16 protein-coding genes are annotated in these 14585 nt (G+C 70.6%); 4 read left to right on the top strand and 12 right to left on the bottom strand.

Annotated elements, in window-relative coordinates; all coding sequences use genetic code 11:
- The 3 genes from MVA01S_RS23170 to MVA01S_RS23160 all read right to left on the bottom strand — a co-directional run.
- A partial coding sequence (locus MVA01S_RS23170; protein ID WP_060941709.1) for a DUF2786 domain-containing protein occupies positions 1–730 on the bottom strand: 730 nt, incomplete at its 3' end.
- 84 nt (positions 731–814) lie between these two features.
- Positions 815–1783 carry an alpha/beta hydrolase gene (locus MVA01S_RS23165; RefSeq protein ID WP_003930790.1) on the bottom strand — a complete coding sequence of 323 codons (969 nt, stop codon included), beginning with the start codon at positions 1781–1783 and terminating at the stop codon, positions 815–817.
- 17 nt (positions 1784–1800) lie between these two features.
- Positions 1801–2640, bottom strand: a complete 840-nt coding sequence (locus tag MVA01S_RS23160; RefSeq protein WP_003930789.1) for an alpha/beta hydrolase — start codon at positions 2638–2640, stop codon at positions 1801–1803.
- A 74-nt stretch (positions 2641–2714) separates the two neighbouring features.
- On the opposite strand from MVA01S_RS23160, the gene MVA01S_RS23155 reads away from it, so the two are divergent.
- Complete coding sequence (locus tag MVA01S_RS23155; RefSeq protein ID WP_003930788.1) at positions 2715–3737, top strand: sigma-70 family RNA polymerase sigma factor; 1023 nt, start codon at positions 2715–2717, stop codon at positions 3735–3737.
- Here the strand turns inward: MVA01S_RS23155 and MVA01S_RS23150 are convergent.
- Positions 3734–4189, bottom strand: coding sequence for a MarR family winged helix-turn-helix transcriptional regulator (locus MVA01S_RS23150; protein WP_003930787.1), 456 nt, complete (start codon positions 4187–4189; stop codon positions 3734–3736). The genes MVA01S_RS23155 and MVA01S_RS23150 overlap by 4 nt on opposite strands.
- Positions 4190–4289: 100 nt before the next feature.
- On the opposite strand from MVA01S_RS23150, the gene MVA01S_RS23145 reads away from it, so the two are divergent.
- Positions 4290–5057, top strand: a complete 768-nt coding sequence (locus MVA01S_RS23145; protein ID WP_003930786.1) for a pirin family protein — start codon at positions 4290–4292, stop codon at positions 5055–5057.
- The gene (locus MVA01S_RS23140; RefSeq protein WP_040541422.1) at positions 5035–6348 is read left to right on the top strand and encodes a PQQ-dependent sugar dehydrogenase; all 1314 of its coding nucleotides are present in this window, start codon (positions 5035–5037) and stop codon (positions 6346–6348) included. Before MVA01S_RS23145 ends, MVA01S_RS23140 begins: the two co-directional genes overlap by 23 nt.
- On the opposite strand, the gene MVA01S_RS23135 is transcribed toward MVA01S_RS23140, so the two are convergent.
- Positions 6345–6791 carry an SRPBCC family protein gene (locus MVA01S_RS23135; protein ID WP_040541487.1) on the bottom strand — a complete coding sequence of 149 codons (447 nt, stop codon included), beginning with the start codon at positions 6789–6791 and terminating at the stop codon, positions 6345–6347. The two genes, MVA01S_RS23140 and MVA01S_RS23135, sit on opposite strands and share 4 nt — an antisense overlap.
- A gap of 183 nt (positions 6792–6974) precedes the next feature.
- Between MVA01S_RS23135 and MVA01S_RS23130 the strand changes: the two genes are divergently transcribed.
- Positions 6975–8063 (top strand): phosphodiester glycosidase family protein, encoded by a 1089-nt coding sequence (locus tag MVA01S_RS23130; protein WP_040541420.1) that lies wholly within the window; start codon positions 6975–6977, stop codon positions 8061–8063.
- On the opposite strand, the gene MVA01S_RS23125 is transcribed toward MVA01S_RS23130, so the two are convergent.
- Genes MVA01S_RS23125 through MVA01S_RS23095 form a run of 7 tightly spaced genes read right to left on the bottom strand, consistent with a single transcriptional unit; the run spans position 8056 to position 14472 of the window.
- Positions 8056–8808 carry a fructosamine kinase family protein gene (locus MVA01S_RS23125; RefSeq protein ID WP_003930782.1) on the bottom strand — a complete coding sequence of 251 codons (753 nt, stop codon included), beginning with the start codon at positions 8806–8808 and terminating at the stop codon, positions 8056–8058. The two genes, MVA01S_RS23130 and MVA01S_RS23125, sit on opposite strands and share 8 nt — an antisense overlap.
- Positions 8809–8833: 25 nt before the next feature.
- Positions 8834–9646: a hypothetical protein gene (locus MVA01S_RS23120; RefSeq protein ID WP_040541418.1), complete on the bottom strand. Its 813-nt coding sequence runs from the start codon at positions 9644–9646 to the stop codon at positions 8834–8836.
- Positions 9613–10185 carry an Rv1363c family protein gene (locus MVA01S_RS23115; protein WP_003930780.1) on the bottom strand — a complete coding sequence of 191 codons (573 nt, stop codon included), beginning with the start codon at positions 10183–10185 and terminating at the stop codon, positions 9613–9615. The genes MVA01S_RS23120 and MVA01S_RS23115 overlap by 34 nt, the downstream gene beginning before the upstream one ends.
- Positions 10182–11156 carry an RDD family protein gene (locus tag MVA01S_RS23110; RefSeq protein ID WP_003930779.1) on the bottom strand — a complete coding sequence of 325 codons (975 nt, stop codon included), beginning with the start codon at positions 11154–11156 and terminating at the stop codon, positions 10182–10184. Before MVA01S_RS23110 ends, MVA01S_RS23115 begins: the two co-directional genes overlap by 4 nt.
- Positions 11153–11791 (bottom strand): Rv1363c family protein, encoded by a 639-nt coding sequence (locus tag MVA01S_RS23105; protein WP_003930778.1) that lies wholly within the window; start codon positions 11789–11791, stop codon positions 11153–11155. Before MVA01S_RS23105 ends, MVA01S_RS23110 begins: the two co-directional genes overlap by 4 nt.
- On the bottom strand, positions 11761–13323 hold the full coding sequence (locus tag MVA01S_RS23100) for an MCE family protein (protein ID WP_003930777.1): 1563 nt from the start codon (positions 13321–13323) through the stop codon (positions 11761–11763). The genes MVA01S_RS23105 and MVA01S_RS23100 overlap by 31 nt, the downstream gene beginning before the upstream one ends.
- Positions 13324–13326: 3 nt before the next feature.
- Positions 13327–14472 (bottom strand): virulence factor Mce family protein, encoded by a 1146-nt coding sequence (locus tag MVA01S_RS23095; RefSeq protein WP_003930776.1) that lies wholly within the window; start codon positions 14470–14472, stop codon positions 13327–13329.
- Positions 14473–14585 lie beyond the last annotated feature (113 nt).

Here is a 14585-nt window from a genome sequence, read left to right as displayed (position 1 = left end):
CCCCCGCCAGCTCGGTGTCACCGCCGAGCCGCGCCCGTCGGCCGGCCCGGTCACCGGCGCGCCGGGCGGCCGACGAGTAACCGGCGGTGGCACTGGCCGCCCGCCATGTCCCGCGCGCTCTGGAGGTCTCGCGGTAGTAGTCCTTGAGCTCGATGTCCTTGTTGCGCAACGCCAGTGCGGTCCCCGGCGCACTGTCGGGCCCGGTGGTCGCCTCACGCTGAGCCTGCTCGCGTGCCTCGGCGAGCCGCTGCCCGACCCTGGCCCCGAACGCCAGCTGGAAGTTCAGCCGCGCGGTGATCGTCGGGGTCGGCTTGTGCGCGCCGGAGGCGATGTAGTCCTTCGACGCACGCACCATCTGCATGACCAGGCTGGTGTAGAGCGCGTGAGTGGTGTCGATGTCCTCACCGAACCCGTAGGCGTAGACGAACGTCGAGTTCGACGCGACATCGCATTTGACGTCGTTGGCCGCCGCGATCACCACGAACAGCTGCACATAGGTGCGCAGCCCTCTGGCGCCGGGCTCCCCGATCGTGATGGTGCGCTGTACGGGCGTCTGCGCCGCAGTGCGCCCGTCGGTGTGGCTGCGCGCGACGGCGAGGTCGATCGACGTCGCGGTCGCCAGCCGCTGCGCGGCGGCCATGAACGCGTCGGCCTCGTGCGGGTTGTCGGTGCCCTCGGCCTGGCGTAGCAGTGCCGCGATGCGGGCCAGCATCTTCTCGTCTGTACTCATGGCAGCGACGGTAGGGATTCGGTACGACGTTTCACTGCCCGCAGTATTCCTCATCCCCACACCGGAATTGCTCCACAGCCCGGCTCACTTGTCGACGAACCCGTCGAGCGCGGCGACCAGTTGACCCGACAACGGGTCCTGCTTGGCGTAGTTGGCGATGCTGTCGGTCGGGTCGTCGCGCAGCACGTGGCTGACGCCCTCGAGTTCGACGAAGGTCAGCTCGGTGTGCCCCAGTGCGGCCACCAGCGGGCCCATCCGGTCACACGGGGCCTGGTTGTCCGAGTCCGAACACGTCAGCAGTACCGGGGTGCCCGCGGGTACCGCGGCCGCCAGCGTCAGCGGGTCGATGCGGTCCGCCTCGGCCACGGCGGCCACGTTGCCAGGGTTGACGATCGCCGACAGGCCGTCGGGCAGGTCGGCCGGGACGGTGCGCGTGCTGCGGATCTCCTCGACGGCGGCCTGCCAGGTCGCCACCGTCTCGGGGGACCCGTCGGCCTCCACCCGGCCGGTGATGATGTCGAGGTAGCGCCCGGGCAGCGGTTGCAGCAGCCCGAGCGAGTGCACCGCCGGTGTGGCCGGGTCGGTGTCCCCGGCCAGCGCCAGCGCGTGGATGGTGCCCTCCCCCAGCGCGTACACCGAGACCCGGGTGGGGTCGGTGGCCGGCCGCCCGGCAAGGAACCGGAACGCGGCGTCGGCACCTGCGGTGTACACGGCGCTGACCACGTCGCCGGGTCTGTCCTTGTAGGGGCCCAGGCCGGTCCGTCCGGTGCCGACCTTGTCGTAGCGCAGGCTGGCCAGCCCGCGGTCGGACAGCAGCTCCGCCAACTGGCGCATGTTGCCGATCGGGCCGGCCACCTGGTTGTCCCCGTTGCGGTCGGTGCCCCCGCTCTCGGAGATCAGCAGCGCCGCGGGGGTGGGTTCCCCGCCGTCGCGGTGACGGTAGGTGCCGTGCAGGGTCAGCCCGTCGGCCTCGAACGTCACCTCCTCGTCGGTCCAGGCGACGGCTGGCGCGTCCGACGAACAGCCCGCGACCCACAGCAGAGCCGAAAGCATCACGGCGGTAAGGATTTTCACAGTTTCGACTCGATCCAGGCGGTGACGTCGTCGAGCACGACGTCTTTCTCGGGTTCGTTGAACACCTCGTGGTAGAGCCCCGGGTACTCCTTGAGGTGCACGTCGGTCGACCCGATGCAGTCGACGAGTTTGCGGCTGCCCTGCACCGGAATCAGCTTGTCGTTGTCCCCGTGCACGATCAGCAGCGGCGCGGTGATCGCGGCGGCCCGCTGCGGCATCGTCTCTCCGACGCCGATCAGCGCCCGCCCGACACCGGCCGGGAGCTTGCCGTGATGGACCAGCGGGTCACCCTCGTAGGCGGCCACGACCTGCGGGTCGCGCGACACCGCGTCGGCGGGCAGGTTCTCCACCGGCAGGCCCGGCGCGATCCTGCCCAGCACCTTGGCCAGCAGCACGCGCACCGGCGGGACCGAGGCGTGCGCGTCGACGGCCGGGCCCGACAGCACCATCGCGTCGTAATCGTCGGGATGCTCGACACCGTAGGTGAACACGATGCCGCCCCCCATGCTGTGGCCGAGCACCACCAGCTTCAGGCCGGGGTTCTCGGCGGCGGCGATCCGCACCAGGGCGTGGAAGTCGCCGGTGTACTCGGCCATGTCGCGCAGATAGACCCGCTTGCCGCCGGAGCGGCCGTGCCCGCGGTGATCCAGTGCGTAGGTGATCAGGCCGGCTTCGCCGAACCTGGCCGCGACGTGGTCGTAACGCCGGGCGTGTTCGGCGTAGCCGTGGGCCAGCACCACCACCCCGCGCGGCGGCCCACTCGGGGCCCATACGTCGTACACGATCCGGACACCGCCGATGCCGTCGAAGCTGCGCTCGGTGTGGGTCACGGCCATGCCAGCGAGACTATCGGGCCGGGTCACGCCCGGCTGTGCACACCGCCCGGTACCCGTTTGTGCAGACCCTGGACTTGTCGGTGCCGCTGCGTAAGCTGCTGTGGGTGACCGTCACGGCCCTAGACGAAGGTGGCGCCGCCGACGCCTTTCTCGCCGACGCGCAGCGCTACCGGCGGGAACTGCTCGCCCACTGCTACCGGATGACCGGCTCACTCCACGATGCGGAGGACCTGGTCCAGGAAACCTATCTGCGCGCCTGGAAGTCCTACAAAGGTTTCCAGGGCAAATCGTCGGTACGCACCTGGCTGTACCGCATCGCCACCAACACCTGCCTGACCGCACTCGACAGCAGCAAGCGCAGGCCGTTGCCGAGCGGTCTGGGCCAACCGGCGTCGGACCCGACCGGCGAGCTGACCGAGCGTCACGAGATCACCTGGCTGGAGCCGCTGCCCGACGCGCCGCGCGAGGACCCGTCGGACCCGTCGGTGATCGCCGAGTCCCGCGAAGCCGTCCGCCTGGCGTTCGTCGCGGCGCTGCAGCACCTGCCGCCGCGGCAGCGCGCGGTGCTGGTACTGCGGGAAGTGCTGCAGTGGAAAGCCGCCGAGGTCGGCGCGGCGGTCGGCACGTCCACCGCCGCGGTCAACAGCCTGCTGCAGCGCGCACGGGCCCAGCTCGAGGAGATCCAGCCCGCCCGCGACGACCGGCCGGTGCCGCCCGAGTCCCCGGAAGCGGCCGAGGTGCTGAACAGGTACATCGATGCGTTCGAGCGCTACGACATGGACCGGTTGGTGGAACTGCTCACCGCCGACGCGATCTGGGAGATGCCGCCCTTCGACGGCTGGTACCTGGGCCCGGCCGACATCATCACGCTGTCGAAGGTGCACTGCCCGGCCGAGAACCCCGGCGACATGCGCTTCCTGACCACCACCGCGAACGGTCAGCCGGTGGCCGCGCTGTACATGCTCAACCCGGAAACCGGTGCCCACGAAGCGTTTCAGCTGCACGTCCTGGACCTGCGGGAGACAGGCATCGCCCACGTGGCGGCGTTCATGGACGTCCGGCTGTTCGCGAAGTTCGGCCTGCCCGCCAGGCTCTAGCCGGCCGTCCGGGCGGCCCGCAACCGGGCCAGGATCGCCGTCAGCGCCGCACCGAACTCCCGCTGCTGGGTCGCGGTGAGCCCGTCGAAGACCACCGAGCGCACCAACTCGACGTGTCCCGGCGCGGCGGTCTGCAGCGCCGCCACCCCGGCGTCGGTCAGCGCGACGCTGGCCCCTCGCCGGTCGTCGTCGTCACCTTCGCGCTCCACCAGGCCGCGTCCGCGCATCCGGCGCAGCTGGTGGGACAGCCTGCTCTGCTCCCAGCCGATCAGGTCCCCGAGCTCGTGGATGCGCAACGGCCCGCGCTCGGACAGCGCGACGAGCACGTCATAGTCGGACAGCGACAACTCGCAGTCCGACTGCAGCTGACGGTGCATCGCCGTGTGCAGCTTGCTGACCACGGCCAGGTAGTCGCGCCAGATCCGCTGCTGGTCGTCGCTGAGCCACTCCATGGATCCACCCTAGCCCCGGAATACATGACACATCATGCATGTTGTCGCCAGCAGGACAGCCACCTAGGCTGACAGGAACTCTTCGAGGAGCGATCCACACATGGGCAACAGCCGCAGCACCGTCGACGTCCGGCGCGCCGACGACCGCGCGAAGACCACGATCGAGTGGTTGGACTCCAAGCACTCGTTCTCGTTCGGCAGCCACTACGAACCGGACAACACCCACCACGGACTTCTGCTGGTCAACAACGACGACGTCGTGAAGCCGGGAACGGGGTTCGACACTCACCCGCACCGCGACATGGAGATCGTCACCTGGGTGTTGCGGGGTTCGCTGGTGCATCAGGACTCCACCGGTCACTCCGGCGTCATCTATCCCGGCCTGGCCCAGCGGATGTCGGCCGGCCGCGGCATCCTGCACTCGGAGAAGAACGACTCCTGGACCCTGACCGGTCAGGAAACCCACAGTGAGCCAGTACATTTCGTCCAGATGTGGGTGGTGCCCGACGAAGCCGGTGTCGACCCCGGGTATCAGCAGCTGGAGATCGACGACGAACTGCTTCGCGGCCGGATGGTGACCATCGCCTCGGGCATGCCCGCGCACAGCGACGCCGCGGCGATCACCATCCGCAACCGGTACGCGGCGCTGCACGGCGCCCGCCTGGAACCGGGCCAGAGCGTCGAGCTGCCCGAGGCGCCCTACCTGCACCTGTTCGTCCCGCGGGGCGAGGTAACGCTGGAGGACGCCGGACCGCTGCGCGAAGGCGACGCAGTGCGTTTCACCGCATCGGGCGGCCAGCGGGTGACCGCCACCGCGCCCGCGGAGATCCTCGTCTGGGAGATGCATGCGGGACTCGGTGCGGCATAAGCGAATAGGAGTCCTGCTGGCCGGCGCAGCACTGCTCGCCGGATGCACATCCGAACCTGGACCCGGGCCGTCGGCGGCACCGGCCCCGACGAGCACAACCGAGAGCGCACCCGGTCCCGGACTCGTCCCGGTGACCGTCGCGGTCGACGAACCTCTGGCCGACGCGCCGTTCGACCAGCCCCGGGAGGCCCTGGTGCCGCAGGGTTGGACGCTGTCGGTGTGGGCGCGGACCGCCCGGCCGCGGCTGGCCGCGTGGGCCCCGGACGGCCAACTGCTGGTCTCGGTGCCCAGCACCGGCCAGGTGCTGCGGTTCACGCCGCGGCCCGATGCGGCACCCGAGGAAACGGTGCTGCTCGACGACCTCGACGAGGCGCACGGCCTGGCGTTCGACGGCGCGACACTCTATGTCGCCGAGAGCGACCAGGTGCTCGCCTACCGGTATGCCGAAGGCGCCGCGGTCGAACCGAGGATCGTCGCCGGCGGGCTGCCCGACGACCGCAGTCCCGATCTCCGGGGCGCCTACTCGCACGTGCTCAAGAGCGTCGCGGTCGGCCCCGACGGCGCGATCTACTTCTCCATCGGCTCGACGGGCAACATCTCGGCCCAGGACCGCTCGGCCGACCCGCCGAGGGCCACGGTGATGCGGGTGCCGCCCGGGGGTGGTCCCGCCGAACCGTTCGCGACCGGCGTGCGCAACGGCACCGGACTGGCGGTCGCACCCGACGGCGCGCTGTGGACGGCCAACAACGGGCGGGACAACGTCGCGTTTCCGGAGCCGGGGCCGTCCTACGGCCAGGTGATCCCGGAGTACGTCGACGACCACCCGCCCGAGCAGATCGCCAAACTCACGCCCGGGCGTGAACTCGGGTGGCCGTACTGCAACCCCGACGGCGGCCCGGCCGACCTGACGTTCATCCGCGACGTGCAGACCAATCCCGATGGCGCACAGATGGACTGCGCGTCGCTGCCGCCGGTCGAGCAGAGCATGGGCGCCCACTCGGCGCCGCTGGGCCTGAGCTTCGTCGACGGTGGCCTTCCGGCGCCGTACGCCCGCGGCGCGCTGGTCGGGGTGCACGGGTCGTGGAACCGGCAGCCCCCCCGGGCCCCGGAGGTGTCGTTCTACCCCTGGCAGGACGGCGGCCTCGGGGACCAGCAGACACTGGTCGGCGGCTTCCAGGGCGACGACGGATCCCGCTGGGGCAGGCCGGTGGCCGCGGTCGTCGGGCCCGACGGCGCGGTGTACATCACCGACGACGCGGCCGACGCGATCTACCGGCTGGCGCCGCCCTAACCCGGCGTCCGGGCCAGCCGGTTGAGCACCGTGGCCAGTTGCTTCTCGCTGCCACCGACCCTTTTCTCGAAGGCGATCTTCACCAGCGGCCCGAGAAGCTTTGCCGAGCCGTGCATCTCGATGTCGGCCTGGAATGTGACGACCGAGCCGTCACCGCCGCGGTCGACGGTGATCGCATCCACGGTCCTGGCGGACTGGTTCTCCCCGACGAACACCACCCTGCGGTCGGTGAGCTCTTCGAGCTTGTACGTCAGCTCCGCGGTGACCCCGAGCATCTTGGTCACGTTGTGCCAGAACGCCCCCTCGATGACGGGACCGGTGTCGATGCGCTGGCAACTCCGGGTGCCGGGATCCCACTGCTCCGCGTGCCCGAAGTCCTTGAGGTAGTCGACGACCACCCACGGCGGCGCAGTGACGGTGAAGGTACGAGTCACAGTTGGCATTTCGTCCGGGTACCCGGTCGCCGGCCGCATCATCCACGGAGACTAGCGCCGACACTGGCCCAGCAAAGTCCGCAGCGATAAGCTCGGAACCAACCCGTGATGCCACTGTGACGTAAGTTGACACTGTTTCTGGTGGGATTATCCTCAGTGGGCTGTCCCCGCCCGTCCCGATTGGAGCCGCCGGTGCCGACTCCCACCGCAAACTTGCGGCGATTTCTCACCGCAGCGCGTTACGCGCTCGCGGTGACGATGTGTGCCACGGTGGCGGCCGCGACGGCGCCCCCGGCTGCGGCGGCCGACGCCCGTGAGCTGCTCGCGGGCGCGATCGCCAACACCCGCGGCTCCTACCTGGTCTACAACTTCGGCAGCGGCTTCCCCGCACCGATGCTCAACGCGGCGGGCAACTGGTACGAGATGAACAACGGCGGCCGGCTGATGATCATCAAGGGCGCCTCCCAGCGGCTGGCGCCGCGGCTGCTGGCCGACTCCCACACCGGCTATCAGGCCCGCTGCGAACGGGATCCGCGCGCCCGCACCGGCGAAGGGCTGTGGCAGGCGTCCGAGATCTACACCCCGCTGGAGGCCTGGTACGCGCTCGGCCAGCCCACCATCGCGATCAACGCGAACTTCTTCGACGTCCGCGGGCAGCGCGGCGGCTCGTGGAAGACCACGGGCTGCAGTTCGCCGCTGGGCGCCTACGTGGACAACACCCGCGGCCTGGGCCGGACCAACGCCGCGGTCACCGGCACGCTGGCCTATGCCGGTAAACAGGGCCTCTCCGGCGGCAACGAGCACTGGATGGCGTTGTCCACGATGATCCTGCCGGTCAAGGGGGCGCCGTTCGTCGTCCCCCCGCGCCACGACGACGACTTCGACGCCGCCACCCCGGCGATCACCGGCCTGCTCGACAAGGGCACCCGGTTCGTCGCCGTCGCAGGTATCGGGCTGCTGGCCCCGGGCGACACCGGCCAGCTCAACGACCCCGGACCCAGCGCGGCGCGCACCGCGCTGGCCTACGTCCGCGATCGCGACGAGATGTACGTCTTCCAGGGCGGCAATTACACCCCGGACCAGATCCAGGACCTGTTCCGCGGGCTCGGCAGCGACACCGCGGTGCTGCTCGACGGCGGCGGGTCCTCGGCGATCGTGCTGCGCCGCGACACCGGCGGGATGTGGGCCGGTGCGGGCTCGCCCCGCGGCTCGTGCGACACCATGGCCGTGCTGTGCGACTCGCGCGAGCGCGCCCAGCCGGCCTGGCTGGCGTTCAACTGACGCTCAGCGCGGCCGCCCGTGCCTGCGCCAGATAGCCCGGCCCGAACAGCACCACGTGGGCCAGTAGCGGGTAGAGCTGATGCAGCCCGACCCGGGCCTGCCACCCCGCACGCAGCGGTCGCTGCTGCTGGTAGCCGGTGATCACCTCGTCGAGGTGCGGACAGCCGAACAACGCCAGCATCGCCAGGTCGGTCTCCCGGTGCCCGCCGTGCGCTGCCGGATCGATCAGCACCACCCCACCGGCAGTCCACAGCACGTTGCCGCTCCACAGGTCGCCGTGCAGCCGGGCCGGCTCGTCGTCATCATCGAATTCCCCTGCGCGGCAACGCTCGACAACGGCAGACACGGCAGCGGCGGTGGCCGGGTCCAGGTCGGCGCGCTCGGTCATCGGCACCAGCCGGCGATCGGCGTAGAACGCGCCCCAGGATGCGTCGCGGCCGTAGGCCATCGGCAGCGGGTGGTTCAGCGGGCCGAAGAAGCCCGGCCCGGTCCACCCCTGCGGCGGTGCGCCGAATCCGTCGGCGCCCGCATCATGGGTCCGGGCCAGTCGCGTGCCGAACTCGCGGGCCGCGGCGTGTGTGGGCGCGGTGGTGGTCAGCCGCTCCAGCGTCAGCGCGTCCTGCGCGACGTCGAGGACGCGGGCGCACGGCACTCCGCCGTCGGCCCGGGCGAGCCACCGCAGCCCGGCGGCCTCACATCCGAAGAACCCGTCGGGGGCGTGCGGGTTTCGCTTCACGAACGGCATGGTGAACGTGGCGCCGCAGAAGGGGTTACAGCTGAGGGGTGAGGTCGAACGAGGTGATGGTCGACATCCGGACGATCCGCCAGTCGTCGCCCTCGCGCTGCATCGTCAGCCGGTAGGACAGGTACCGCAGCGACGGGATGTTCTTGGTGACCGGGCTGGTGGCCACCGAGTTGGTGTACACCAGCGCGGTCGCCTCGGTCGGGATCGTCGGCGGCGACACCGATTCCACCGCCGCACCCATCACCTCGGTGGTGTTGGTGACCTGAGCCTGCTTGTTGGGCTCGACGATCGCGTCGATGTAGCGGCGGTACTCGGCGCCGAAGTCACCGCTCAGGTAGGCCGAGGCGCGGTCGGCCAGCGTGGCCATGTCGTCCGGGCTGTAGGTCCACAGCGTGGTGATCGCGTCGGTCGCCGTCCGCGCGATGGTCAGTTTCGTCTCGTAGAGGGCGCGTTCGGCGAGGTAGGGCTGGGCCATCGCCGCGGCGAACCCGCTGGCGGCGACGAACACCGCCGACGCGGCCGCCACCGCAACCACCGCTCGACGGCCCGCGGGCCGGTGCGGCACCAGAGTGACGGCTTCGGGCTGCGCTTCCGGTGCCTCCGCGACGTCCGGCGTCTCCTCGGCGTCCGGCGTCTCCTCGGCGGGTTTCGGTGCTGCGCGCCGTGACTTGCCGACCGGCACCTTCGGCGCCGGCTCGGTGACTGCGGGCGCGGGCTCGGCGACTGCAGGTGCGGGCTCGGCGGCGGCCTTCGGCGTACGACGGAAGAACCGCCTGCGGGACCGCGCGACCGGCTCGTCGGTGGTCAGATCACCTGTACCAGGTTGCTGATCTTCCACTGCTGTCCTTCCTTGATCGCCGTTGCAACCCAACGGCTTCCGCTCTCGATCGTCGACTTGCCGTCCGGCGTCCTCGAGGTGACCTTGGTCGCGACCAACACGTCGGCGCTGCCGTCGTCGTTCCACCGCTGCACCCCCGCCGCGAGCACCTCCCCGGTGCTGGGTTCGGAACGCGCCACCTGGACCAGGATCTCGTTCAGCCTGGCCTGGAAGTTCTTGGCGAACTCCCCGGTGGCCTCGGCGGCCACCCGGTCGGCATAACTGTTGGCGTCGAACGGGTCCAGGCTGGTGTACATCACCATGAACTCGCTCGTGTAGCCCAGCGCCGACGCCTCGTCGACCGCCTCCCTGCGGTCGTCGCGCTGCCCGACGAGCATGAACGCGCTCGCGGCGATGGCCGCCACCACCACCAGCGCAACCAGCGCCGACACCAGCGGCAGGCCCCAGCGCGCAGCGGGGCGAGGCGTCGGCCGGAAGTAGTCCGGGCCCACCCTGGTCTCGACGGGATCGGCGGCGGTGAACCTGCGGACGGGACTCATTGGCCCGCCACGTTCATCATCGGCTTCTTCAGCACGCTCAGGTTCGCCACCCGCCACTGGCCGTCCGACTTCTCGAAGTCGACCCGGACCGTCGCGGTGATGAACTTCATGTCCTCCGCCGTGGTGCCGCGTTGCCCCTGCAGCGCCAGCAGCATCGCGACCCGGTCTGCGGTGACGGGCGGATCGGTGAGCACCGCGCTGTTGACGGCCCAGTACTCGTTGGTGCTCGCGCCGCCGCCCTGCACTGCCTGCTGCTGGGCGATCAGCTGTGGCCGGTACCCGTCGGTGGTGAGCGCCTGTGCCCGGGCGAAGTCGTCGATCATGGTGTCGGTGCCGTAGCTCAGCACCTGCTCGACGATCCGCGGCCCCTCCGCGGCGACCTGCTGGCGCGCGGTGTCCACCGCGCGTTCGGGCCGGAACACCAGCGCATATCCGAGGCCCACCACGGCCACCGACACCACCGCGGCCCCGATCAGCACCTGGGCGACCAGCCGGCGCATGTCGCGCTGCGGCGGCGGCACGCGGTACACCCGCGTCCCGGCCAGCAGGTCGGCGAACGTGCGGCGGCGCCGGTCCCACAGCGGCCACAGCCAGCCCACGCCCAACGCCAGCGTGTCCAGCAGGTGGCCGAGCTCGCGGGCGGTCAGCCGCAGCACCCCGGGTGCGTTGCCGTCGGCGTCGCGCACCGCGATGCCGAACAGTGCCCGGCCCAGCGTCCAGCCGGTCGCGACGGGGGCCACCAGCCGGTTGGCCGCCATCAGGAAGAACACCACCGCAGCCACCGCGGTGAACACCCAGCGGGCCCCACTGTCGGCCGGCGAGGTCAGCGCCAGCAGGACCGCCGTCGCGATCACCCCGGCCGCGGGCAGTGTGTCGACCGCGAACGCCCCCGCGCGGGCGGGCCACGACGCCGGGGACTCCTCGGCGGGCGCGTCCTGTGCGGCGGGGGCCGTGTCCAGCACCGACGTCACGAGTTGACCTGGTCCAGCCTGGAAATACGGTACTGGCCCTCGTCGAACGCCATGGTGGCGCGCAACCGGTACCCGACCCGCTGGTCGGCGGCCTCGGCGTTGGTGATCCGGACGCGCACCGCGACCAGCACGTTGACCGTGCCGTCGTCGTTGCGCCGCTCGACGGCGGCCCGCAGATCGTCGACCGCGACCGTCGCCTGCGCGGCCTGGTACGCCTCGGCCAGCACGCTGCCGAACAACCCGGCCTGCACGCCGAACTCGCCGGTGGAGCACTCCAGGATCTTGGTCTGGGCCGCGGTCATCGCGGCGGTGTCGGGCGCCTGGGTGGCCGCCACGCACTCCTTGGCGGCCTGCAGCGCGGCCTCGTCGGAGCGGGCGATCTCGGCGGCGCGCTGGTCGGCGCGCAGCGCCAGCACGCCCGCGACGATGCCGCCGCCGGCGAGCAGCAGCAGCACGACACAGAGGGCCGCGGCCCAACCGGCGCCCAGCCGCGAAGGCCTGCGGAGGTCGTCCGGGGACGGTTCCGGGGAGGTCGTGTCGGGAGCCGCCGGCGACGAGTCATCCGGCGCGTTCCGCGCGTCGTCGGCGGTGTCGGTGTCGGGGATCAGCCGGCTGGTGCCAGCATCTCCTTCCATCCGTCGTCTCCTGGGTTGCTCGAATTGCTCACGTTGTACCTGACACCGTCAGGGCCGACGACCTCACCGCTGCTCGGGCTGTAGCCCGCGGTGGTGCCGGGCGGCCCCTGCGCCGGGGTGTAGGTGCACGGGTTGGGCTGTTGACCGCTGCACCTGACGGTACCCGAGCCGGGCCGGCTGACCGGGTCGCTGGTCGGGGCTGTCGCCTGCGTAGGCGGCAGCTGATCGGCGGGCAGCGGATTCATGCCGTTGTTCACCGACGGCGCCGGGATGACCTGCCCCGGTGCCACCCGCTGGTCGCACCGGGCACCGGGCGCCGGGCAGGCCACGACCTGGTTCGGGTCGCCGTACCACGGGTTGGTGCCCAGCGGGACGTACGGCTCGTCGCTGCGGCATTCGGTCGGCGACGCCGCCCGCTTGCCCGGCACGTCCGCACACGGATAGTTGCGGGCGCCGCGAACAGAGTTGCCCTGGTAGTCCTTCGGGATCTTGCAGTACATCCCGGACGGCAGCGGCGCCCTGCTCGTGTCGGCCGGCGACCGCCATTCCGATGCGGGCAGGAAGCCGGTCATGCACGGCGGCGGCTGGTTGATCGACAGACCGAAGTGCAGCAGGCCGCCGTCCTCGAAGATCGAACCCATCTGCAGCAGCGACGCGCCCTGCGGGTAGATCACCAGCGTCTGCTCGATGCCCTTGTTGTAGCGCTTGAGCATGTCGTTGACCACGGCCAGGTTCGCCAGTGTCTGCGGCAGCGCATCCCGGACATCGGTGAACACCGCGTTCACCTGGTCCAGGGTGGGGGCGGCCTGCTGCAGGCCGCTGCGCAGCGCGGGATCCTGTTCGGCGGTCTGGGAGGCGATGATGTTCAGGTTGCGCGACCACTGCTCGATCGCGTCCCCCGACGTCACCTGGCTCTCCAGAATCGGCGCCGCGTTGTTGATGATGTCGGTGACCTGGGGCAGGTTGTCGCGGAAACCCTCGGCCACATTCGTCGTCGAATCGACGAGCCGCTGCAGGGCCGGGCCCAACCCGCCCACCGCGGCCGACGTCTCGGTCAGCAGCACGTCGATCTTCTCTTTCGGCAGCACCGCCAGACTCCGGTCGGCGGCGTCCAGGGCCGGGCCCACCTCGGCCGGCACCGTGCTCTTGGTGATCGTCTGTCCGGGGCTCAGGTACTGGTCGCTGCCGGTGTCGGACACCAGGTCCAGGTACTGCTCGCCGATCGCCGACACCGAGTGCACGTTGGCACTCACGTCGGCCGGGATCTTGTACTCCTTGCCGATGCTCATCGTGACGCGGGCGCCGTTCTCGGTCGGCTCGACCTCGGTGACCTTACCGATCTGGGTACCGCGGTAGGTCACGTTGCCCGTCGCGTACAGCCCGCCAGAGCGCTCCAGCTCGGCGTACAACCGGTACTCGCCGACGCCGACCAGGCTGGGCAGCCGCAGGTAGTAGAGCCCGAGCACGCCGAGCGCGACGACGGTGAGGATCGTGAAGATGATCAGCTGGATCTTGACGAAGCGGGTCAGCATCGCTCACTCACTCCTCTCGATGAGCGGCCCGCCGGGAACCGAGTTCGGGTTCGGGGTGAACCGCACATCCGGGATCATCGTGTTCGGGTCGCGGCCCCACGCCTGTTCGAGCGCGCGGAGCATGCCCGAGATGCCGGTGCCGGAGAAGAACCCGTTGTCGATGGCCGACAGCGTCAGGTCGACCGTCAGCGACGAGTTGATGTAGTCCCCGCGGATCGCCTTGGGCACGTTCTCGATGCTGTACGGCGCGGTCAGGAAGATCTTCAGCGCGCCGAGGAGATACGGCCCGGACTTGCCCAGCTCTCGCAGCGGGCGCTGCAGGTTGGCCAGGTTGGTCTGCAGGTTCTCGCTGGACGGCTCCAGCGCGTCCACGGCGGCGTTGCTGATGCGACCGAGCGAGACGACGGCGTCGGCGAACAGGTCCCGGGTTTCGGCGAAATGCTGGATCAGCGGAGGGAACTCGGTGAGCACCGCATCGAGGGTCTCGTTGCGCTGCGCGACGACCGACAGCAGGCGGTTGGTCGAGTCGATGGCTCGGGTGATGTCGTCGCGCTGCTGGTTGAGCTCGTCGGTGAAGGTGTCGAGCTGACCCAGGAAGGTCCTGATCTGGTCAGCGCGGCCGTTGAGCACGTTGTAGATCTCGGTCTGGATCGTCTCCAGGTTCGCCACGCCGCCACCGGTCAGGATCGACGCGATGCTGGCCAGCACGCGCTCGGTGGTCGGGAACGCCGACGCGTTCTTCAGCGGGATCGTGTCGCCGGTCTGCAGCTTCTGGTCCGACGGGTCCGGCGGCAGATCGAGCTGGACGTGCTGGGAGCCCAGCAGGCTGGTCTGCCCGATCTTGGCCAGGGTGTTGACCGGCAGCTCGATGCTCGGCTCCAGGTCCAGCGTCAGCGTGGCGACCCAGTTGCGCAGCTCGATGGAACGCACCCGGCCGACGTACACGTCGGCCACCCGCACCCGGCTGTTCACGTTCAGCGCCAACGTGTCCGGCATCTGCACGTAGATCGTGGTGCGCTGCGAGCCGGTGCCCGGTCCGCCGGGAAGCGGCACGTTGGAGATGCCCTTCCACGAACCGCACGAGGTCAGCACCACCGCTGCCGCGGCCAGCGCGATCGAACGGCGCGCCAGTCTGGTCCACTTCTTCATCGCGATCAGCCTCCTGCCTCGGCCGGCATCAGCGGACCGGCCGGCGCCGCGGGGGCCGGCGGGGCCGCTGGGGCGTTCACCGGGGCCGGGTTGCCCGGGACGACGCCCGGGGC

The sequence above is a fragment of the Mycolicibacterium vaccae NBRC 14118 = CIP 105934 genome (assembly GCF_001552715.1).
Lineage (GTDB): Bacteria > Actinomycetota > Actinomycetes > Mycobacteriales > Mycobacteriaceae > Mycobacterium > Mycobacterium vaccae.
This window is presented reverse-complemented; position numbering and strand designations above follow the sequence as displayed.